The 21,240-nt window shown below is 22.0% G+C and carries 21 protein-coding genes and 3 tRNA genes; 12 read left to right on the top strand and 12 right to left on the bottom strand.

Translation table 11 applies throughout. The annotated features are described in order from the left end of the window. The 3 genes from znuB to pyk all read right to left on the bottom strand — a co-directional run bounded on the left by znuB (position 1) and on the right by pyk (position 3,340). Positions 1 to 795: a zinc ABC transporter permease subunit ZnuB gene (gene znuB / locus AB4W67_RS01540; RefSeq protein WP_367682296.1), complete on the bottom strand. Its 795-nt coding sequence runs from the start codon at positions 793 to 795 to the stop codon at positions 1 to 3. Positions 796 to 831: 36 nt separating this feature from the next. Further along, the gene (gene znuC / locus AB4W67_RS01545) at positions 832 to 1,551 is read right to left on the bottom strand and encodes a zinc ABC transporter ATP-binding protein ZnuC (protein WP_367682297.1); all 720 of its coding nucleotides are present in this window, start codon (positions 1,549 to 1,551) and stop codon (positions 832 to 834) included. Positions 1,552 to 1,894: 343 nt separating this feature from the next. Beyond that, complete coding sequence (gene pyk, locus AB4W67_RS01550) at positions 1,895 to 3,340, bottom strand: pyruvate kinase (protein ID WP_367682298.1); 1,446 nt, start codon at positions 3,338 to 3,340, stop codon at positions 1,895 to 1,897. 266 nt (positions 3,341 to 3,606) lie between these two features. Between pyk and zwf the strand changes: the two genes are divergently transcribed. The 4 genes from zwf to tsaB all read left to right on the top strand — a co-directional run bounded on the left by zwf (position 3,607) and on the right by tsaB (position 8,430). Then, a complete protein-coding gene (zwf, locus tag AB4W67_RS01555; protein WP_367682299.1) occupies positions 3,607 to 5,085 on the top strand; it encodes a glucose-6-phosphate dehydrogenase in 1,479 nt (492 codons plus the stop codon). Between the two features lie 130 nt (positions 5,086 to 5,215). Then, positions 5,216 to 6,094 (top strand): protease HtpX, encoded by an 879-nt coding sequence (gene htpX / locus AB4W67_RS01560; protein ID WP_367682300.1) that lies wholly within the window; start codon positions 5,216 to 5,218, stop codon positions 6,092 to 6,094. 335 nt (positions 6,095 to 6,429) lie between these two features. Continuing rightward, complete coding sequence (locus AB4W67_RS01565) at positions 6,430 to 7,998, top strand: TerC family protein (protein ID WP_367682301.1); 1,569 nt, start codon at positions 6,430 to 6,432, stop codon at positions 7,996 to 7,998. Between the two features lie 66 nt (positions 7,999 to 8,064). After that, positions 8,065 to 8,430 (top strand): tRNA (adenosine(37)-N6)-threonylcarbamoyltransferase complex dimerization subunit type 1 TsaB, encoded by a 366-nt coding sequence (gene tsaB / locus AB4W67_RS01570; protein WP_367682302.1) that lies wholly within the window; start codon positions 8,065 to 8,067, stop codon positions 8,428 to 8,430. 413 nt (positions 8,431 to 8,843) lie between these two features. Here tsaB and minE read toward each other — a convergent pair whose 3' ends face one another. The 3 genes from minE to minC are packed head-to-tail and all read right to left on the bottom strand — an operon-like array spanning position 8,844 to position 10,674. After that, positions 8,844 to 9,095: a cell division topological specificity factor MinE gene (gene minE, locus AB4W67_RS01575; RefSeq protein ID WP_367682303.1), complete on the bottom strand. Its 252-nt coding sequence runs from the start codon at positions 9,093 to 9,095 to the stop codon at positions 8,844 to 8,846. A gap of 2 nt (positions 9,096 to 9,097) precedes the next feature. Then, positions 9,098 to 9,910 carry a septum site-determining protein MinD gene (minD, locus tag AB4W67_RS01580; RefSeq protein ID WP_367682304.1) on the bottom strand — a complete coding sequence of 271 codons (813 nt, stop codon included), beginning with the start codon at positions 9,908 to 9,910 and terminating at the stop codon, positions 9,098 to 9,100. A 23-nt stretch (positions 9,911 to 9,933) separates the two neighbouring features. Next, positions 9,934 to 10,674, bottom strand: coding sequence for a septum site-determining protein MinC (minC, locus tag AB4W67_RS01585; protein WP_367682305.1), 741 nt, complete (start codon positions 10,672 to 10,674; stop codon positions 9,934 to 9,936). 205 nt (positions 10,675 to 10,879) lie between these two features. Here minC and rsmC point away from each other — a divergent pair, with 205 nt between their 5' ends. Then, positions 10,880 to 11,896 carry a 16S rRNA (guanine(1207)-N(2))-methyltransferase RsmC gene (gene rsmC, locus AB4W67_RS01590; protein WP_367682306.1) on the top strand — a complete coding sequence of 339 codons (1,017 nt, stop codon included), beginning with the start codon at positions 10,880 to 10,882 and terminating at the stop codon, positions 11,894 to 11,896. An 11-nt stretch (positions 11,897 to 11,907) separates the two neighbouring features. On the opposite strand, the gene AB4W67_RS01595 is transcribed toward rsmC, so the two are convergent. Continuing rightward, positions 11,908 to 11,992, bottom strand: a tRNA-Leu gene (locus AB4W67_RS01595). Positions 11,993 to 11,999: 7 nt separating this feature from the next. Continuing rightward, positions 12,000 to 12,070 (bottom strand) — tRNA-Cys (locus AB4W67_RS01600). Positions 12,071 to 12,222: 152 nt separating this feature from the next. Between AB4W67_RS01600 and AB4W67_RS01605 the strand changes: the two genes are divergently transcribed. Next, positions 12,223 to 12,307, top strand: a tRNA-Ser gene (locus AB4W67_RS01605). 55 nt (positions 12,308 to 12,362) lie between these two features. Here the strand turns inward: AB4W67_RS01605 and AB4W67_RS01610 are convergent. Together AB4W67_RS01610 and murJ are read right to left on the bottom strand one after the other, a co-directional pair. After that, positions 12,363 to 13,406: an OmpA family protein gene (locus tag AB4W67_RS01610; RefSeq protein ID WP_367682307.1), complete on the bottom strand. Its 1,044-nt coding sequence runs from the start codon at positions 13,404 to 13,406 to the stop codon at positions 12,363 to 12,365. Between the two features lie 162 nt (positions 13,407 to 13,568). Further along, positions 13,569 to 15,119, bottom strand: coding sequence for a murein biosynthesis integral membrane protein MurJ (murJ, locus tag AB4W67_RS01615; protein WP_367682308.1), 1,551 nt, complete (start codon positions 15,117 to 15,119; stop codon positions 13,569 to 13,571). A 113-nt stretch (positions 15,120 to 15,232) separates the two neighbouring features. Here murJ and pyrC point away from each other — a divergent pair, with 113 nt between their 5' ends. Next, positions 15,233 to 16,279, top strand: coding sequence for a dihydroorotase (gene pyrC / locus AB4W67_RS01620; protein WP_367682309.1), 1,047 nt, complete (start codon positions 15,233 to 15,235; stop codon positions 16,277 to 16,279). Positions 16,280 to 16,297: 18 nt separating this feature from the next. On the opposite strand, the gene AB4W67_RS01625 is transcribed toward pyrC, so the two are convergent. Continuing rightward, a complete protein-coding gene (locus tag AB4W67_RS01625) occupies positions 16,298 to 16,687 on the bottom strand; it encodes a flagellar biosynthesis protein FlgN (protein WP_367682310.1) in 390 nt (129 codons plus the stop codon). Between the two features lie 79 nt (positions 16,688 to 16,766). Beyond that, the gene (gene flgA, locus AB4W67_RS01630; protein ID WP_367682311.1) at positions 16,767 to 17,423 is read right to left on the bottom strand and encodes a flagellar basal body P-ring formation chaperone FlgA; all 657 of its coding nucleotides are present in this window, start codon (positions 17,421 to 17,423) and stop codon (positions 16,767 to 16,769) included. A gap of 278 nt (positions 17,424 to 17,701) precedes the next feature. Here flgA and flgB point away from each other — a divergent pair, with 278 nt between their 5' ends. Genes flgB through flgF form a run of 5 tightly spaced genes read left to right on the top strand, consistent with a single transcriptional unit; the run spans position 17,702 to position 21,240 of the window. After that, positions 17,702 to 18,112, top strand: coding sequence for a flagellar basal body rod protein FlgB (gene flgB / locus AB4W67_RS01635; RefSeq protein WP_367682312.1), 411 nt, complete (start codon positions 17,702 to 17,704; stop codon positions 18,110 to 18,112). Between the two features lie 4 nt (positions 18,113 to 18,116). Continuing rightward, a complete protein-coding gene (flgC, locus tag AB4W67_RS01640) occupies positions 18,117 to 18,527 on the top strand; it encodes a flagellar basal body rod protein FlgC (RefSeq protein WP_367682313.1) in 411 nt (136 codons plus the stop codon). Positions 18,528 to 18,535: 8 nt separating this feature from the next. After that, a complete protein-coding gene (locus tag AB4W67_RS01645; RefSeq protein WP_367682314.1) occupies positions 18,536 to 19,216 on the top strand; it encodes a flagellar hook assembly protein FlgD in 681 nt (226 codons plus the stop codon). A gap of 57 nt (positions 19,217 to 19,273) precedes the next feature. Beyond that, a complete protein-coding gene (locus tag AB4W67_RS01650) occupies positions 19,274 to 20,476 on the top strand; it encodes a flagellar hook protein FlgE (RefSeq protein WP_367682315.1) in 1,203 nt (400 codons plus the stop codon). A gap of 26 nt (positions 20,477 to 20,502) precedes the next feature. Continuing rightward, a complete protein-coding gene (gene flgF / locus AB4W67_RS01655) occupies positions 20,503 to 21,240 on the top strand; it encodes a flagellar basal-body rod protein FlgF (RefSeq protein ID WP_367682316.1) in 738 nt (245 codons plus the stop codon).

The raw sequence follows: 21,240 nt of genomic DNA on the forward strand, positions 1-21,240 counted from the left end.
TTATATTTTAAAAAAAATTTTTTTTATACTACTTAACAAATAAAGAAAAGAAGAAAATAAAACAATAGAAGGGCTTGTTGGAGTATTTAAAAAAACAGATAAAAATACTCCACCTGTAATAGATAACATACTTAGTAAAATCGAAATAAATACCATTTTTTCTGGAGATTTTGAAAAATATTTTGCAGTTGCAGGTGGGATAACCAATAAAGAAGTTATTAATAAAGCGCCTACAAATTTAATTGAAATAGAAATTGTTAAAGCAGTAGTTAACATTAAAGTTAGACGCGTAAAAAATATGTTAACACCATCAATTTGAGCTAATTCTGGATTAATTGTAACCAATAAAATCTTTTCCCAAAAAATAAGTAAAATACTTAAAACAATTATACTTCCAAAAAAAATTATTATTACATCGTTTTGATTTATAGAAAGTAGATCACCAAATAAATAATGATCAAAATTTATTTTTTTTGGAGTTGATATTAAACTAATTAATATTATACCTAAAGACATTGAACTATGTGATATTATAGTTAATATTGTTTCTAACGCAATAGGTAAAATTTTTTCTAACCATACCAAAATAACTGCAAGTAAACTTATAAAAATAAAGATAATATAAAAAGAATTACTTTGAAATGCTAAAGATATAGCTAATCCTAATAAGGATGAATGAGATAAAGTGTCACCAAACGATGACATTCGACGCCAAATGATAAAAGTACCTAGAAAACCTGTAGCAAAAGATAAAAATATTCCAGATAACCATCCTGGAAAGATTAATTTGAACATAATAAATAAATACTCTTGTTAATATCTTGTATGTTATTAGTATTGATGAATATGATCATGATTATGATGATAAATTGCTATTTCTTTAATACGCTTTAAACCGAACATTGAAATAAATTCTAAACTATTAAATACTTTTTTTGGATGCCCGGAACAACAAATATGTTTATTTAAACAAATAACATAATCAGTTTTAGACATAACAAAATTTAAATCATGTGATACTATTAAAATAGTACAATTAAGTTCTCTACGAATAGAATAAATTAAATTATATAAATCTAATTGACCAATAATATCTACTCCTTGTGATGGTTCATCTAAAACAAGCAAATTTGGATTATTTAAAAGAGATCTAGCTAAAAGTATACGTTGTATTTCTCCACTAGATAATCTTTTTAATGGAAAATATTGTAATGATTCAGCCTTGACACGTTTTAAGATTTTTAAAATATTATTAGTATTTTTTTTATATTGAGATAATCTTAAAAATCGATCAACTGTCATTGGTAATAAATCATTAAGATATAATTTTTGAGGTACATATCCAATAGAGATATTGGAAGAACGAAAAACTTTACCAGTTGTAGGATGAATTAAACCTAAAATAACACGTATTAAAGTAGATTTTCCAGCACCATTTGGACCTATTATTGTAAAAATACGATTTTCAGTTAAAGATAATGATATATTTTGAAGAATAGAATGATTAGAAAAATTTACATATATATTTTTTAAACTAATAAGATTTAACATAATTAAATAAACTTATTTTTTTATCCTATAATGGGATATTATAGAATACTTTTTAAGAAATAAATATAGATTTATATTAAATGATATTAAATAGAATAAAAATATTTTTTATAATATATAATTTTATTATTAAAAATATTTATATCAAAATAAAATTTTATTTAAATAAAAAAATAAAATAAAAAAGAACTTTTAGATTTATTTAATATACTTTAATAATTAACTAAAGCAATTATATCAATAAGTTTATCAATATTATTTTGATAAATTAAAAATATTTAAATAATTTAAAAATATTATAATGTATTTAAATTAAAATATACTTAGATAATTAAATAATTTATTAATAAAATACTTTTAAAATTCTACTAGTATTAGTTTTTCCTATTTTTCCCATAATATCACCTTGAGTAACAATCACTAGATCACCATTGAATAAATAACCTTTTTTACAAAGTAACATTATAGCTTCATTAGCTGCTTTTACTCCATCATTTTTACTATTAAAATAAACAGGAATTACACCTCTATATAAAGTTGACAAATTTAAAGTTTTGATATGTTTTGATAAAGCAAAAATTGGTAGTCCAGATGTTATTCTAGAAGTCATTAATGCAGTTTTACCTGATTCGGTCATTGTGATTATTGCAGTAATACCATTTAAATGATTAGCTGCATACATAGATGACATAGCAATTGCTTCTTCTATATCATTAAACTTCATATTAATACGATGTTTAGAAACATTAATACTTGGTATTTTTTCTGCACCAATACATACTTTAGACATATTTTCAACAGTTTCAGATGGATATTTTCCAGAAGCAGTTTCAGCGGATAACATCACTGCATCACTACCATCTAAAACAGCGTTAGCAACATCCATAACCTCAGCACGAGTAGGTAAAGGGTTTAAAATCATAGATTCCATCATTTGTGTTGCAGTAATAACTACTTTGTTTAATTTTCTAGCACTTCTAATTAAATGTTTTTGAATACCTACAAGTTCTGCATCACCAATTTCTACTCCTAAATCACCTCTAGCAATCATAATTGCATCTGAAGATAATATTATTTCTTCTATAATTCTTTGATCAAAAACAGCTTCTGCACGTTCTATTTTTGCAATAATTTTTGCTTGACTACCAGCTTGATTTAATAAATATCTAGCTTTTTTTAAATCTTCTCCACAACGAGGAAAAGAAATTGCTAAGTAATCAACATCTATCTGAGAAGCAAGTATTATATCATTTCGATCTTTTTCTGTTAACGCATGTGCTGATAATCCACCGCCTAATTTATTAATACCTTTATTATTTGATAAAACACCCCCTATAATAACTTTAGTAAATATTTTAGAATTAGTAACTTTAAATACTTCTAACTGTATTTTCCCATCATCTAATAATAATATATCATTAATATTTAAATCATATGGTAATTTTTTATAATCAATTCCAATTTTTTCTTCATCACCATCATTTTCTCCTAAATTTGCATCTAATATAAAGATTTTATTTTTACAAAGAAAAATATTATTTTTTTTAAATTTAGAAATTCGAATTTTAGGTCCTTGTAAATCTCCTAATAAAGCAATATTAGTATTTAAACTACGCATAATTTCTCTTGCTTTTATAGCTCTTTTTTTATGTTCCTGAGAAGTTCCATGAGAAAAATTTAAACGAAGAACATTAGCTCCAGATTGAATAATTTTTCTAAGGTTATCATCTTGATCTGTAGAAGGACCCAAAGTAGCTACAATTTTAGTTCTTCTTAAACGAGTTAACATACTACCTCTATAAAAATATAATAATTAAAAAATTAAATATATTATTTTATTTAATTTAATTTCATGAAGAAAAATAATTGAAAATAAAATATTCATTTATATTTAGTTATTTATTTAGTAACATTGATAAAAATAATTATATTTAATAATACCCTATATTAAATAAAAAATCTTAAACAATATTTATTCTAACAAATAATTTTATTTAAATTTATTTATATTTTTAAAATATTAAAAAATTTTATATTATAAAAAAGAGAAATTTTATGTTTAAAGAAACTACTCAATCTTGCGATTTAGTTATTTTTGGAACAAAAGGTGACTTATCTAGAAGAAAATTACTACCTGCATTATATAAACTAGAAAAATTTAAAAAAATACATCCTAATACGCGTATAATTGGAGCTGCTAGAGCTAATTGGAATAAAGAAGAATATAAAAAAATAGTAAAAAAATCTATTAAAGAATTTTTAAATGAAAATTTTAATGAAAATATTTGGAAACAATTAAGTGTTCGTTTACATTTTATCAATATAGATGTAAATGAAGAATTATGCTTTATTGAATTAAAAAAAATTCTAGATCAAACAAAAAATATAAATATTTACTATTGTGCTGTACCTCCTAATAATTTTAATGCTATTTTCAAAGGATTAGGAAAAATAAATTTAAATATATTACCATCAAGAATAATAATAGAAAAACCAATAGGTACATGTTTTTATACATGTGAAAAAATTAATAATCAAATGTCTAAATATTTTTTAGAATCACAAATTTTTAGAATTGATCATTATTTAGGAAAAGAATCAATATTAAATATATTATCATTGCGTTTTTCAAATTCATTATTTTTTCATAATTGGAATTACAAAATTATTGATCATGTTCAAATTACTGTATCTGAAGAAGTAGGTATTGAAGGTAGATGGAATTATTTCAATCAAATAGGACAAACAAGGGATATGGTACAAAACCATCTGTTACAAATATTAACAATTATTGCTATGGATCCTCCAAAAAATATTCAACCAAAAAGTATTCAAAATGAAAAAATTAAAATATTAAAAAATCTTAAAACTATTGACATAAATAATATAAATACTAAAACTGTTCGAGGACAATATACATCTGGAAATATTAATGGTAGAAAAATTCCTTCGTATTTAGAGGAAAACAATACAAATAAAACAAGCGAAACTGAAACATTTGTATCTATTAAAGTAGAAATTGAAAATAAAAAATGGCATGGTGTTCCTTTTTATTTAAGAACAGGAAAAAGATTAGCACATAAATATTCAGAAATAGTAATTTTTTTTAAAAAAACACCTGTAAATTTATTTTCAAAATATAATAAAAACTTACCTTTGAATAAATTAATTTTACAATTAGAACCAAATGAAAATATAAAAATAGATTTATTAAAAAAATTACCAGGATTATATGAAATATATCAATTAGAAGATAATAGAATTAAATCAAATTATTTTAATAAAAATAATGAAAATAAAATTGATGCTTATGAAAGGCTTTTATTAGAAAGTATGAAAGGAGTGCAATCTTTATTTGTATCTCGTGAAGAAATAGAAACAGCATGGAAATGGATAGATCCAATTATTAATGCTTGGAAAATAACAAAAAAAAATACACTTCAATTATATAAACCAGGGACATCAGGACCAAAAATATCAGATCAAATGCTTATTCAAGACGGAAGATATTGGAATAAATTTGATTTAAACTAATTATAAATACTTGATCTGTATTGACTTCATAAAGATAATCATGTTAAGTTAAAATAATTTTCATCTAAAATTAATACTTTTATTTATATTATTTAATATATTATTTTTTCATTGAGGAAGATAATATCTTATGATACGTATCATTCTTTTCTTATTAACTAATTTAGCAGTTACATCAACATTTGCTTTAATTTTAACATTAACAGGAATTAATTCGGATAGTATTTATGGTATTTTAATTATTTCTAGTTTATTTGGCTTTAGTGGATCTCTTGTTTCACTGCTTATATCAAAATGGATTGCATTACGTTCTGTTAATGGTAGGATTATTAATTTCCCTAATAATGATATAGAAAATTGGTTAATATCAACTATTAAACAACAAGCTTTTAAAAAAGGTATAAAAACACCTCAAATTGCCATATATGATTCTGCTGATATTAATGCTTTTGCAACAGGTTGCAGGCGTAATTCAGCATTAGTTGCAGTATCTACAGGATTATTAGAGAATATGACTAAAGATGAAGCAGAAGCAGTTTTGGCTCATGAAATTAGTCATATTTCTAATGGTGATATGATTACAATGAGTTTAATACAAGGTGTTGTAAATACATTTGTTATATTTATATCTCGTATTGTTTCACAAATATTAAATAATCTTTTATTAAATAATCGAGAAGAAAATAATGAAAATGAAAAAAATTCATTTACTTATTTTATAATTTCTACATTTTTAGAAATAATTTTTGGAGTTCTGGCAAGTATTATAACTATGTGGTTTTCTAGACATCGAGAATTTTATGCTGATGCTAGTTCTGCAAAATTAGTAGGTAATAAAAAAATGATTGCTGCGTTAAATCGATTAAAATTAAGCTCTAAACCACAAGAACCTGATAGTATTATGACATTTTGCATTCATGGAAGATCTAATAAAATTATCGAATTATTTGCATCTCATCCCTCTTTAGATAAAAGAATACAAGCTTTAAATAATAAAAAATATATGTAAAAATTAAAAATAATATAAAAATTTCTCTTAGTAGAAAAAATATCTATTAAGAGAAAAAATAAAAAATATATTTATATATTTTAAAAGTTACAGAAAATTTTTTATTTAAAAAATAAAAAATATTAAAAAATTTAAATTAAATTCTAATATTTTTAATATATTAAATATAAATAAATTCTTTTAATCTATTCATTCGAATATATATCTAGATTATTTTTAATCTTCTTAAAAAAAATAAAACAAGATTTTTAAATAAAATATATAATATTAATTATACTATATTGTAGATAAATTAAATACTACGCTGTCCTATTTTTTTTTACGGAGTTTTTCTGATGGATTTTTTTTTAGAACCGTCAATTTGGGCCGGCTTATTAACACTTGTAGTTTTAGAAGTAGTGCTAGGGATTGATAATTTAATATTTGTAGCAATTTTATCAGAAAAATTACCTCCTGAACAAAGAGATAAAGCACGTATAATTGGTTTAAGTTTAGCATTAATTATGCGATTAGCATTATTATCATTAATTTCCTGGGTTGTAACTTTAACTACTCCAATTTTTAGTAGTAAATTTTTTGATTTATCAATTCGTGATTTAATTTTATTAATTGGCGGTTTATTTTTATTATTTAAAGCTACAATTGAACTACATGAAAGATTAGAAAATGATGAAGATCATGAAAATACAGAAAACAAAAACTATGCTAGTTTTTGGGCAGTAGTTATCCAGATTGTTATATTAGATGCAGTTTTTTCATTAGATGCAATTATTACAGCTGTAGGTATGGTGAATCAACTGTTAATTATGATGATTGCAGTAATATTAGCTGCAATAATTATGTTATTAGCATCAAAAGCATTAACCAATTTTATTAATTTACATCAAACTGTTGTAGTTTTATGCCTAAGTTTTTTATTAATGATAGGTTTTAATTTAGTTGCAGAATCATTAAAATTTTATATTCCAAAAGGATATTTATATGCTGCAATAGGTTTTTCTATTTTAATTGAGATCTTTAATCAAATAGCTCGTCATAATTTTATGAAAAATCAATCTCGAAAACCTATGCGACAGAGAGCTGCAGAAGCAATTTTGCGTTTAATGATAAGAGAAAAAAATAAAAATATTAATATAAAAAAAACTAAAATAAATAATACTCAAAAGGTATCAATTGTACCATCAGTAGAAACAGAAATGTTTAAAGATGAAGAAAAATATATGATTAATGGAGTTTTAACATTGGCAGGTCGATCAATTAAAAGTATTATGACTCCTAGAAGTAATATATCTTGGGTTAATACAGAAAATAATATCAATGAAATTAGAAAACAATTATTAGATACACCGCATAGTTTATTTCCAGTTTGTAAAGGTGAACTAGATGAAATTATTGGTATTGTAAGAGCTAAAGAACTTTTAGTTGCTATCGAAAAAAATCAAGATGTATATCAATTTTCTTCTCAAATACCACCTATTATTATACCAGATACTCTTGATCCTATTAATTTATTAGGTGTTCTCCGTCGAGCCCAAGGTAGTTTTGTAATTGTAAGTAATGAATTTGGTGTTGTTCAAGGTTTAATCACGCCATTAGATGTTTTAGAAGCTATAGCTGGGGAATTTCCTGATGCAGATGAAACACCTAATATCATTAAAGAACAAAATAGTTGGTTAGTTAAAGGTGAAACAGATTTACATTCATTACAACAATTACTTAATACAAAGGAATTAATTAAAGAAGATGATTGTGCTTCTTTAGGAGGATTATTAATAGCACAAAATGGTCAATTACCTACTCAAGGTGAAACAATTAATATTAATTCTTTTTCATTTTATATAGTAAAAGCAACAGAATATCGTATTGATTTAGTTAGAATTATTAAGAATTCAAATATAAATTAAAAATATATTTTTCTAAAAATATATTTATTATAAAAATAAATTTAATTTAAATATTGAGAAAAAATTATGTCTAATATAATTTTAGCAATTGATGCTTCAATAAATTATTGTTCAATTGCTATATATAAAAATAAAAAAATATATTCATTACTAAATAAATCTAAAGAAAAACATACTATTAAAATATTACCAATGATTAAGAAAATATTAATTTTATCTAATACAAAATTAAAAGAAATTGAATATGTAACTTTTTCAAAAGGACCTGGTTATTTTACTGGATTAAGAATTGCTACAGGAATTGCTCAAAGTTTATCTTTAACTTTAAAAATTCCTATTTTAGGAATTTCAACTTTTTCTATTATAGCACAAAAAGTATGGAGAAAATATAAAAAAAAAAATACTAATTATAATTTATGCTGGTTTAAATAAAGTATATTGGGCTGAATATATTAAAAATAATAAATTATTATGGTCTGGGGAAAAAACAGAATCTTTAATAAATATAAATGAAATTAATAAAAAAATACACCTTTTTAAAGAAGATTGGATTATAGTTAATAGTGAATGGAATAAAAAAAAATCTTTAAATTTTTTAAAAACAAAAAAAGCAAAAACTATATTTCCTAATGCAAAAGATATAATTCCATTGGCTTTATTTAATATCAAACATAATAACTTTTTATATGCAACACAAGTTAATTCTGAGTATTTAAATGATATATTTTAAATATTAAAAAATGTCAATACTGAAATACTAAAAATACTTCAGTATTGATGATATTATTTTATATAAATTAAATTTAATTAATGATTTTTCATTTCTATATAATTATTTATAATAGTTAATCTGGTAAAACAATATTTAGTTCTAATATGGAAATTTCTTCATTTTTTTGCTCTAGTTGTATTGTAACCATATTAGGATCAATATTTACATATTTACAAATTACAGAAAGTATTTCACGTTGTAATTGTGGAAAATAATCTGGTGCATTTTTAAACTTTCTTTGTTCTGCAACAATAATTTGTAATCTTTTTTTAGCTACATTAGCAGTATTTTTGTTCCGGGATAAAAAAAAATCTAATAAAGCCATGTCTATCTCCCGAATAAACGTCGTAAAAATCCCTTTTTTTCTTCTTCAATAAAACGAAATTTATGATTTTCACCTAATAATCTATTTACTGTATCAAAATAAGCATGTCCTGCATTGGATGTGTTATCTAAAATTACAGATTCCCCTTGATTCGATGCGCGTAATACAGAAGTATCTTCAGGAATTACACCAATAATTGGAATACGAAGTATATCTAAAACATCATTCATGCTTAACATTTCACCATATTTAACACGTGTTGGATTATAACGTGTTAATAAAAGATATTCTTTTATAGGTGTATTATTCTGTTCCGATCTTTTTGATTTTGATGATATAATTCCTAATATTCGATCAGAATCTCGGACTGAAGAAACTTCTGGATTTGTAGTAATAATTGCTTCATCTGCAAAATATATAGATAAAATAGCTCCTTTTTCAATTCCAGCGGGTGAATCACAAATAATAAAATCAAAACTCATTTTTATTAGTTCATTTAAAACTTTTTCTACACCTGAATATGTAAGAGCATCTTTATCTCGAGTTTGAGATGCTGGTAAAATAAACAAATTTTTTGTTTGTTTATCTTTAATTAAAGCTTGATTAATTTTAGCTTCACCTTGAATAACATTAACAAAATCATATACTACTCTGCGTTCACAGCCCATAATTAAATCTAAATTTCTTAAGCCTATATCAAAATCTATAACAACAGTTTTTTTTCCTTTTCTTGCTAAACCAGTTGCAATAGCAGCGCTTGAAGTAGTTTTACCTACCCCCCCCTTCCCTGAAGTAACTACAATAATCCGTGTCATATAAAAAGTTCCTAAAAATACACTTAATTAAGAGAATTTATAGTTAAAACTTTATTATTTAAATAAATTTGAGCTGATTTTCCAATAAATTCTAATGGTATTTGATCTGATAACCAATATTTACCAGATATTGATAATAATTCAGCAAATAAAGCTGTACAAAATATATTACTTTTAATATCACCGTTAGCACCTGCAAGTACTCGACCACGTAAAGATCCATAAATATGAATATTCCCATCAGCAACTAATTCTGCTCCAGCACTTACATTATTTATTACTATTAAATCAGAATATTTAGCATATATTTTTTGACCTGAGCGAACAGGTTTATTAATAATATGAGTTTTTTCTATTTTTTTTATTTTTTTATTAACTTTAATATTTTTAAAATTATGTACTTTATAAAAAGTACTAATATTTTCATTTATATCTTTTTTAAGATTTTCTATTTTTTTTCCTTCTAGTAAAATAGGTAAACCAGAATTAATAACTATTTTTTTAATATATTCATCTTTACAACCAGTTACTCCAACAATAAAAAAACCATGTGAAATTACAACATCTTTTATTTTACTCCAATTCATTTGATCTAATAATAAATTTGACACATTAAGAATAATAGGTGCATTTTTAAAAAATTGAGGATATTCTTTAATTTTTTTATATAATGACTTATTAATTAAATCTATATTATTATCTTTTAGGTATAATACTAATAATGTAAAATTACTACCTTTTATTTCAATAGGCTTTTTTTGCATATATATAGCTCAATAATATGTTTATATGCATTTTAAGTGTACATATTGTGTTTTATTTAAAATTAAACATTAAATTTAATTAAAATTATAATATAAATATTATTTTATAACAATTTCTATTTTTTATAATATTCAAAACCTTGATATTTAAATATATAAAATTATTATATATTTTTTTATATTAATTATAAGGAAAATTAAAATTTTGTTGTTTTCTCAAAATAGTCAATTAATACTACGTTATAAAAAAATTTTTAAATATAAAAAAATTTTTTTTTCAGGAAATATACAAGATCATTTGCCAGTATACTTACCAAGTATAAAAACAGGAATTCATATTACTGTAAAAAATATTTTTTTTCATGAAGTCATAAAAAACTATAAAAAAATTTACTTATATGAAAATTTAATCGTTTCTAAAAAAAATATTAAAAATTACAATGCTCTTATATATTATTGGCCTAAAAATAAATTAGAAGCTAAATTTCAATTATATAACTTATTATCTTGTTTTTCTATTAATGATGAAATTTTTATTGTTGGAAACAATTCTAGTGGAGTAAAAAACGCAATAAAAATATTAAAAAAATGGGTTATATTAAAAAAACTAGAAAATGCAAAACATTCTATTTTATTTTCAGGAATCATTAAAAATAATACAACATTTGTATTAAAAAATTATTTTAAAACACATACTTGGGAAAATTTATTTATTAAAACTTTACCTGGTGTTTTTGGTTATAAAAAAATAGATACAGGAAGTAAATTACTTGCTTGTAGTATTAATAAGCAAGTTAATGGAGAAATACTTGATATTGGTTGTGGTTCAGGATTTTTATCTGCGTGTATATTAAATAAGTCTCCAAATTCTTTTCTAACTATGATAGATAATAAAATATCTGCAATAATATCTAGTCAATCAACTTTAAGTACTAATAATTTTAAGGGAAAAATTTTATTTAGTAATACCTATTCTAATATAAATAATAAATTTGATTTAATTATATCTAATCCGCCTTTTCATAATGATTTAAAAATTGATTTTTATGTTATTAAAGATATTATAACAAATTCTATAAAATATTTAAAGATAGGAGGGGAGCTAAGATTTGTTGTGAATAATTTTTTTAATTGTAAATTTATCTTAAAAAATACTTTTAATAAATATAATATCATCGAAAAAACAAATTTCTATACAGTATATCAATCTTTTTTACGATAAGTATTTTTTTATACCCGGAGCGGGACTTGAACCCGCAAAGCTTTTAAAGCCGAGGGATTTTAAGTCCCTTGTGTCTACCAATTTCACCATCCGGGCATTTTACAGGCGTGTCCCGGAATCGAACCGGGTTATACGGATTTGCAGTCCGCTACATATCCAATCTGTCAACACGCCTTTAAATTCTATTATAAAAAAAAAAAACAAAAATTACAAATAAAATTTAATTAATAAACTATATTTAAACTTAAAAATTTAAATAAATAAAAAATTATCTTTACATTCAATGATAGAATGTTTTACTATGATAAATGTTTATATAATCTAATGGAGAGGTGGCCGAGTGGTTTAAGGCAGCGGTCTTGAAAACCGCCGATGAGAAATCATCCGAGAGTTCGAATCTCTCTCTCTCCGAAAATAACAATATAAATTAAATTTTTTTAAATATTTATTAAAATAATCTAAAATTTTATTGATCAGCAGTTACTTCGATTTCAACACGACGATCAGGTGCTAAACAACTAATTAATAATGATCTACTCTCTATACCCTTGCATATTTGATCAGTTAAGGGATATTGATTACCCATTCCTTGTATTGTAATTTTATCTTCAGAAATTCCGTGAGAAGTAAAATAATTTTTAATACTATATGCACGATCTTCAGATAATTTTTGATTATATTCTTTATTCCCTATTCTATCTGTATGGCCTGAAAGTGTAATATAAATATTTTTTGATTTAATATTATTGATTTCAGTATCGATTTTTTTTAATTTATCATAAAATATAGGTCTTAATTCTGTGCTATTAAAAGGAAAATTAATATTTTCGTTTAGTGCAACATATTGTTTATTAGATGTTTCTGGAGAATATGATGAAAAAACATCATTATCAAAATTTCCAAATTTCCATCCAAAAGATAAAACTGCATCACCTAAATTTGGTTTAGATAAATTCATAATTTCTTCAACAGTACTTTTTAATGTATAGTCAAACCTTGTAATAAATTGATTATTTAAGATATATTCTGCACCTAGTGAAATACTTGGAAATATTAAACTATTTTTAGTAAAAACATTTTTTAAATCATCTTTAGAAGTTAAATTCTCCCAAAACATCATACCTCCTAATCGGGTGTATATTCGAAAATCATCTGTGATAGGATATGATAATTTTGTCGAAATTTGAATATTATTAGCTTGTGTATTTTCGTTTAATTTTTGAAACATTAAATGCGGATAAAATCCAGTTGTATCATTTTCAATTTCTAAGCCAAAATATGAATTAAAATCATATCCTAAAAATAAACCTAAAACAGGTGCATCAGCACTTTTAGAATCTTTGGTTTCATTATTTTTTGATTTTAATGATAGTGTTTTTTTATGTTCTAAAAGATTAAAATGAGACCATCCCATTTTAGCACCTAAATACCATCCCTCGTAATTTTTTGCTTGAACACTACTTGCTAGGCTTAATATAACAAATAGAATAGCAGAAACTCGTTTTTTCATTTTAAAACTCCATGTAATTTATGTTGAATAAATTAAAAAAATTCACGTCTTAAATATAATATACCTTACTATTATAATAAATAATATAAATATAATTATGTAAATGATTTTGTACAAATTTTAATTTAATTAGATTAGTACTCAACTACTGATTTAATTATTTCAATTTTTTTTACTATTTTTAATACTATAAATATCATTTATAAATGATATTTTTAAAAAATACAAACTAATTAAATAAACTATCCCAATAGTAAATAAAATTGTAAATAAAGACACTATTTTAGTAAAAAAAGAATTAATATTATGTAAAGGTATAAAATATAACATAAAAATTAAGGTTAATGTCATACAAGATAAAGCAATGAATAAACGAAAAATAAAAATAAATATATTAAAATTTAAACTAATCATTTTTTTTTGGTGTAGTATCCAAAAGATAAGAAATAAATTTATCCATCCAGATATACTAAAAGATAATGCTAAACCTGCATGCTGATAATAAAAAATTAAACATGGATTTAATATTTGTAATATTAATAAAGTAAAAAGTGAAATTTTCATTGGAATATTTACTTTTTGAGATGCATAAAAAGCTGAAGATAAAATTTTAATTAAAATAAAAGAAACTAATCCAATAGAATATAATTCTAATGCTTTTTGCGTCATTAACACATCAAAATTTGTAAATTTTCCATATTTAAATAAAATTTCAATTAATGGTTTAGAAAGAATAAATAAAATTACCGAAATAGGTAAAGATATAATTAATCCAATTTTAAAACCTAAATTAATTAATTTATTAAATTCTATCATATTATTTTTAGAATAACTTTTTGATAATGATGTAAATAAAATTGTACTTAAAGAAACTCCTAATATACCAATCGGAAACTCAACTAATCTATCAGCATAATACATCCAAGATATAGAACCTGTATTCAATAATGAACTAAATATACTATTTAAAATTAAAGATATTTGATTTGCAGTAGATCCTAAAAGAGATGGACCTATTTTTTTTATAACTTTTATAAGACCAGAATTTTTTAAATTAATACGAGGAAAAACTAACATATTTATTTTTAATAAATATGGAAACTGATATATTAATTGAAGTAAACCACTTATAATAACTGCCCAAGCTAATATAATAATTGAAGGTTGAAAATAATCATTAAAACAAATGGAAAAAAAAATTATAGTACAATTTAAAATACTTGAAGAAAATGCAGGAATAGAAAAATAGTTCCAACTATTTAAAATAGAAGAATATAATGAAGATAAAGAAACTAATAAAAGATAAGGAAACATGATTTTTAATAAAATACAAGACAATTCAAATTGATCAGATATTTTAATAAAACCCGGAGCGCTAATTTTAATTAAATAATCTGAAAATATTATACCTAATATTATTAAAATAAATAATATAATAAAAATTAAACCTGATATAGACGAAATAAAATCTTGTATTTTTTTTGTTTTTTTATTTGATTTATAATATATTAAAATAGGAATAAAAGCTTGATAAAAAGCTCCTTCAAAAAACAATCGACGCAATAAATTTGGTATTTTAAAAGCTATAAAAAAAGCATCGGTATAAATAGATACTCCAAAAATATGAGCAATTGTTAAATCTCTTAAAAAACCTAATATGCGTGATATTAATGTTGTAAAACTTAAAGAAAAAAAAGTTTTTAAAAAATTCATCTTAAATTAACTTAAAAAAATTAAATATTAAAAATTTTTTTGCTTGCAAAATATTTAATATGCTATAAATTATTATAAAATATTTATTAAATTTATAAAAATAAAATATATAAATGATGTCAAATTTTAAAAAAATAAAAATTATTAAACCTGATGATTGGCATGTTCATATAAGAGAAAATAAGATTTTAAAAAAAGTTTTACCATATACTGAAATGTTTTATCAACGTGCTATAATTATGCCTAACCTAAAAGAACCTATTATAGATTGTAAAAAAGCACTCTCTTATAGATCAAAAATTATACAATCATGCAAATTAAATAAAAAATTTCAGCCATTAATGATTTGTTATTTGACAAAAGAGACTTCTTTAAAAGAACTAAAATATGGTTTTTTAAAAAAAATATTTATAGGGTCAAAATTATATTTAAATAATTCAACAACTAATGCAAATACTGGTATTAATAAAATTAATGATATTTTTCATATATTAGAATTTATGCAAAAAATAAAAATGCCGTTATTAATTCATGGAGAAGAAAATAATCCCAATATTGATATTTATGATAGAGAATCTAAATTTATTGATAATATATTAGAACCATTACGTAAAAAATTTCCAGAATTAAAAATAATACTAGAACACATTACCACAAAAGAATCAGTATCTTATATTGAAGAAAACAATTCACCATATTTAGCAGGAACTATTACTCCTCATCATTTAATGTTAAATCGAAATAATATGTTTTTTGGTGGTATTCATCCAAATTTATATTGTTTACCAATTTTAAAAAGAAATACGCATCAAATTGCTTTAAGAAAAGCTATATCTAATGGAAATAAAAATTTTTTTTTAGGAAGTGATAGCGCCCCTCATTTTTATAAAAATAAAATTAATTCAATTGGATGTGCTGGAATATTTAATGCACCATCATCTTTATTATGTTATGTTTCTGTTTTTGAAGAAATGAATGCATTAAAATATTTCGAAGATTTTTGTTCGAAAAATGGGCCAAATTTTTATAATTTACCAATTAATAAAGAAATTATAACATTAGTAAAAAAACCTTTTAAAGTTCCATCAAAAATCACTATTGGTAAAAATTTTATTATTCCATTTTTATCTAATAAAGTATTACAGTGGTCTATTTTATAAATTTTAGTTATTTAAAAATTATTTAACATTGTAAATGTTATCTTTTTTATAATATTTGTAAAGATTTAAAAATTTTTGATTTAAATAAAATTTATTCTTTGTAATTTTTTTATTTTTTAGATTTTTCTGGTTTAAAATAATACATTTTTTTAATATTTTATTATGATAAGAATTTAAATGAAAAAACTTTAAATAAGGTTGATAAATATTATATTTATTTTCAAAACATATTTTCTTTTCTTTTAAATAAGCTAATTTATTCAATAATTTTTTTTTCTGTTTTGTAATTAAAAGAAGTTGTTTTATATTTTTTTCTTTTAATAAATTCAAATATTCTTCATCAATTATTTTTTCTAATAAAACTAATATATCATTTATCTCTATTAAAACATTAATTAATTCTTTCATTTTTTTTATTACCTTAAAATATCATTAAATTTGTTTTAAAAATTTAATATTAAATAATATTAAGTTTAAATAATAGATGTTACCTTTCCATAATTACTTCTCTATTTTTATTAATTTTTCCAGTAATAATTTTTCCACTTTTAATTTGAACACGTATATTTTCTTGAGCACCTCCATTACTTAAAGCTTTTCCAAAAGTAATAATTTCAAAATTTTTTCCTTTAATTTTCACTGTAACTTGATCATTGGCTTTAACTAACCAAAAAACATGTGTCATAAAAGAAGTAATTGGTTGAAAAGGTAAAATATCACGTATATTTACTTTATTTATAACATCTTTTTTATGTAAATAAGTACCATTTGGTAAATTATCTAACCGACCTGTAATAACTTTTAAATCTGAATCACTAATTTTTGTACCTCTAGGAATTTTTTTACATGCTACAATATATTCCCCTTTCATTTGTAACTCTACTTTTAAATGTTGATGTTGTTCTCCGCAAATGTATAAAATATCAAATAAACCAAAATGATTAAAATTTCCTGGTAATAAAAAATTTGGATTTTTACAAGTTTTATTTTTTATTAATGGAGTTCTAAGTATTATTTCAAAATTATTTATATTAAGAGTATATTCTTCTTTAAATAACTTATTTAAACGATTAATTAAATCATCAGCATAAATATTAAAAGAAAAAAATAATAATGAAATAAAAAATATTTTTATTAACTTCATTTTTTTCCTTAAATTAAAAAAATAATAATAAATTAAAAAATTTTTTCATATCAATAAAATATAATATATAATTTTAAATAATATTTTAAATATATTTAATTTTTAATTATTTCAAAACTATTAAATATTTAATCTGAAAATACTTTATAATGAATTTTTTGAATAACATTTATCTTTTTAATAATATAAAAAATAATTTTTTAAAATTAAAAACTTTTCTATAATTAAAAAAAATTAAAATACATCAAGATTGATTTTTATAATAAAAGGATATATATATGTTTAATAAAATAAATAAAATGTTTAATTTACATCAAAATTTATTAAATTTATACTCCAAGAGACAAGAAGTTTTATCTTCTAATATAGCTAATTCTGAAACACCTAAATATAAAGCTATGGATATTAAATTTAAAGATATATTTAAAAAAATATTAAAAAAAAATAATTCTCATTTTTCTAAAATTTTTTTACAAAAAACTTCAAAAAATCATTTAACACCAAAGGAAAAAAATTTTTTTCAATTGAAAGTAAAACCTGTTAACACCAATATTATTAAAGAAAATGGAAATACAGTAGATATGAATCGTGAACGAATAGAATTTTTAAAAAATACTTTAAAATATGAAGAAAACTTAGTCTTCATAAAAAATGAAATTAAAAATATAATACGTGTAATTAAAGGATAAAATTATGTCATTATTTAATATAATTGATATTTCTGGTTCAGCTATGAGCGCACAGGCAGAAAAAATAAATATTATTGCTACAAATTTAGCTAATTCAGAAAGTATAATATATAAAAATGGAAAATATTATCCATATATCGCAAAAAGAGTAATTTTAAAATCATGTAATTCAAATAAAACAGGAATAGGAGGTGTAAAAGTTGCTTTCATAAGTAATGATAAAACTCCAATGCAAATGGTATTTGAACCTAATAATCCTTTATCTAATTCAAGCGGATATATTTTAAAATCAAATGTAAATCCAATTACAGAAACAATAAATCATATTTCTGCATCAAGAGCTTATCAGGCTAATATAGAAGTATTAAAAACTGCCAAAAATATGATTATTAAAACATTATCAATTGGAGAATAAAATATAAAATGAGTAATATTGATATTAATTCTTCTATAAATAATAATATTATTAATCAGAATATCAGTAATTTAAATAATGTTGAAAATCCATTAGATTTACAAAATAATTTTTTAAGTCTTTTAATAGCACAAATTAAAAACCAAGATCCTACTGATCCGATCAAGAATACTGAATTAACATCACAATTAGCTCAAATTAATACAGCAACTGGAATTGAAAAATTAAATAATACAGTAGGAAATTTTTCAAATAAAATTAATCAAAATCAAAGTATACAAATATCTTCATTAATTGGGCATCGAGTTATGATACCTAGTTCACAAATTGTACATACTAAAGATACAAAAACAGAATTTGGTATAGATTTAATCAGTCACGCAACATCAGTTGAAATTAAAATATTAGACGAAAATGATAGAGTTATATATGTAAAAAATATGAAAAACTCAAAACCTGGAGTATATAGTTTTGTATGGAATGGTTTAGATTTAGATGAAAATAAAGTTTTAACTGGAAAATATAATGTTAGTGTAACAGCTAAAAATAAAGATATGAATGTTCCTGTTCAAGTTTTATGCACAGCAAAAGTACATAGTATTATTACATCTTATAGTAGAGATCCTATAATAGATCTAGGCGCTATGGGGACTACAACATTATCAAAAATTCGTAAAATTTTAAAATAAAAAAATTTATTTATAAAAAATAATTTTAAGATATTTTACTACTAAGGAATAAAAAATATGTCAACAGTGGAAGCAATCAATGGATTAATGTCCAATAGTCATAATATAGATGTTGTATCTAATAATATAGCAAATGCTTCTACTATTGGATTTAAATCTAGTAGTGTTTTATTTTTTGATATAATATCAAGTTCACTATATTCTAATCAACTGATTAGATCAGGTGTTGGTGTTTCTAATACAAGACAAAATTTTAACAATGGAGTTTTAATACAAACTGGGAGAGATTTAGATTTAGGAATTGTACAAGATGGTTTTTTTAGAATATTAAATCCAAAAGGACAAGTTTACTACACAAGAAATGGGCAATTTATTTTAGATAAAGATAAAAATATTATTAATATGGAAGGCATGTATTTAACTGGTCAAAATCAATTTGATTTAAAAAATAATTTAAATAATATATCTAAATTAGAACCAATTAACTTAAAAAAAGCTGAAATTCTTCAACCTAAATCAACAAATGTGATAAAATTAAATGCAGATATATTTGAAAATTCTGAATCTACCAATAGTATAACAGATTCTGATGATGAAATACCAAATGAAGAAAATAATCATATTCTTATTTATGATAAATATGGAAAACCTAAAAATATAAGTTTTTCCATCAATCAAAATAAAAATGATTGGGAATTAAATATTAAATCAAGAAACCCTAATAATGAAGATATAAATGAAAAAATTCCACTAAAGTTTAATAAAGAAGGTATGTTGATCTCGAACTCAAATATAAAATTAACATCAAAAGATCTGAAAAATATTACTTTAAATATAGAATGTGTTCTTAAAAAAGCAAAAAATAATATCAATTCAATACATCTTTCTCAAGATGGATATGAAAAAGGTCTTTTAAAATCTTTTGAAATTTCTAATAATGGTGAAATTATTGGTCAATATACAAATCAACAAGTAGAGAAAATTGGACAGATATTTTTATCTAAATTTATTAATCCAGAAAAATTAAAACCAGAAAGTGGAAATGTTTGGTCAGCTACTCAGGAATCTGGAAATGAAAATATTGGAATTGCAGGAGACAAAGGATTTGGCGTATTAATTTCAAAAACTTTAGAATCTTCAAATGTCGATTTAAATAAAGAATTAATTAATATGATTGTAGCACAGAGAAACTATCAATCTAATGCGCAAGCTTTAAAAACTGAAGATAAAATTATTAATACATTAGTTAATTTAAAATAACTTAAAATATTACTTTAGGTATTGTAATGGAAAATTCCATATATCAATCAATGCAAGCTGCAATTCAGCTATTAGAAAATCAAAATGTAATTGCAAATAATTTATCAAATATATCCACAACTGGTTTTAAAGAAACATTTAATCTTATAATTAAAGATAAAAATTTAAAAAAAGTTAAAATAAAACAATATTATAATTTTGAACCAGGACTTCTAATTAATACACAAAGAAAATTAGATTTTATTATAAAAAATGATGGTTGGCTAGCAATATATGATCATAATGGAGATGAAGCATATACAAAAAATGGACATCTAAAAATTAACGAAAAAGGCGAACTTACTGTTCAAAATTATAAGATTATAAGTAATCAAAGTGATATTAAAGTATCTAATAAAGATAATATAAAAATATCACCAAACGGTGTTATTAAAGTAATAAAAAATCAATCAAATAAAATTTCTGAAGTAGAAATAGGGTCGATAAAATTAGTACGTTTTCCAAAAAAAGATTTTATAAAAAAAAATGGATTATTTTATTTAAAAAATAATAAAAAATTTTTAAAAAACAAAATAATACAAACATATAAAAATGACGTTTGTATCGAACCAGAAATGCTAGAAATAAGTAATGTAAATGCATCTAAAAATATGGTTGATATGATATCAAATGCAAGACAATTTGAAATGAATATGAAAATGATATCTATAGAAGATCAGAATATTGAACGTGCAAATCAGTTATTTAATATTAATAATAATTAA

Source organism: Buchnera aphidicola (Protaphis terricola) (genome assembly GCF_964059145.1).
Classification (GTDB): Bacteria; Pseudomonadota; Gammaproteobacteria; order Enterobacterales; family Enterobacteriaceae; genus Buchnera; species Buchnera aphidicola_BP.

Excerpts from the sequence above, each read along its gene's own strand:
- znuB (WP_367682296.1), bottom strand. The coding sequence starts at position 795 with ATGTTCAAATTAATCTTTCCAGGATGGTTATCTGGAATATTTTTATCT.
- znuC (WP_367682297.1), bottom strand. The coding sequence starts at position 1,551 with ATGTTAAATCTTATTAGTTTAAAAAATATATATGTAAATTTTTCTAAT.
- pyk (WP_367682298.1), bottom strand. The coding sequence starts at position 3,340 with ATGTTAACTCGTTTAAGAAGAACTAAAATTGTAGCTACTTTGGGTCCT.
- zwf (WP_367682299.1), top strand. The coding sequence starts at position 3,607 with ATGTTTAAAGAAACTACTCAATCTTGCGATTTAGTTATTTTTGGAACA.
- htpX (WP_367682300.1), top strand. The coding sequence starts at position 5,216 with ATGATACGTATCATTCTTTTCTTATTAACTAATTTAGCAGTTACATCA.
- AB4W67_RS01565 (WP_367682301.1), top strand. The coding sequence starts at position 6,430 with ATGGATTTTTTTTTAGAACCGTCAATTTGGGCCGGCTTATTAACACTT.
- tsaB (WP_367682302.1), top strand. The coding sequence starts at position 8,065 with ATGTCTAATATAATTTTAGCAATTGATGCTTCAATAAATTATTGTTCA.
- minE (WP_367682303.1), bottom strand. The coding sequence starts at position 9,095 with ATGGCTTTATTAGATTTTTTTTTATCCCGGAACAAAAATACTGCTAAT.
- minD (WP_367682304.1), bottom strand. The coding sequence starts at position 9,910 with ATGACACGGATTATTGTAGTTACTTCAGGGAAGGGGGGGGTAGGTAAA.
- minC (WP_367682305.1), bottom strand. The coding sequence starts at position 10,674 with ATGCAAAAAAAGCCTATTGAAATAAAAGGTAGTAATTTTACATTATTA.
- AB4W67_RS01610 (WP_367682307.1), bottom strand. The coding sequence starts at position 13,406 with ATGAAAAAACGAGTTTCTGCTATTCTATTTGTTATATTAAGCCTAGCA.
- murJ (WP_367682308.1), bottom strand. The coding sequence starts at position 15,119 with ATGAATTTTTTAAAAACTTTTTTTTCTTTAAGTTTTACAACATTAATA.
- pyrC (WP_367682309.1), top strand. The coding sequence starts at position 15,233 with ATGATGTCAAATTTTAAAAAAATAAAAATTATTAAACCTGATGATTGG.
- AB4W67_RS01625 (WP_367682310.1), bottom strand. The coding sequence starts at position 16,687 with ATGAAAGAATTAATTAATGTTTTAATAGAGATAAATGATATATTAGTT.
- flgA (WP_367682311.1), bottom strand. The coding sequence starts at position 17,423 with ATGAAGTTAATAAAAATATTTTTTATTTCATTATTATTTTTTTCTTTT.
- flgB (WP_367682312.1), top strand. The coding sequence starts at position 17,702 with ATGTTTAATAAAATAAATAAAATGTTTAATTTACATCAAAATTTATTA.
- flgC (WP_367682313.1), top strand. The coding sequence starts at position 18,117 with ATGTCATTATTTAATATAATTGATATTTCTGGTTCAGCTATGAGCGCA.
- AB4W67_RS01645 (WP_367682314.1), top strand. The coding sequence starts at position 18,536 with ATGAGTAATATTGATATTAATTCTTCTATAAATAATAATATTATTAAT.
- AB4W67_RS01650 (WP_367682315.1), top strand. The coding sequence starts at position 19,274 with ATGTCAACAGTGGAAGCAATCAATGGATTAATGTCCAATAGTCATAAT.
- flgF (WP_367682316.1), top strand. The coding sequence starts at position 20,503 with ATGGAAAATTCCATATATCAATCAATGCAAGCTGCAATTCAGCTATTA.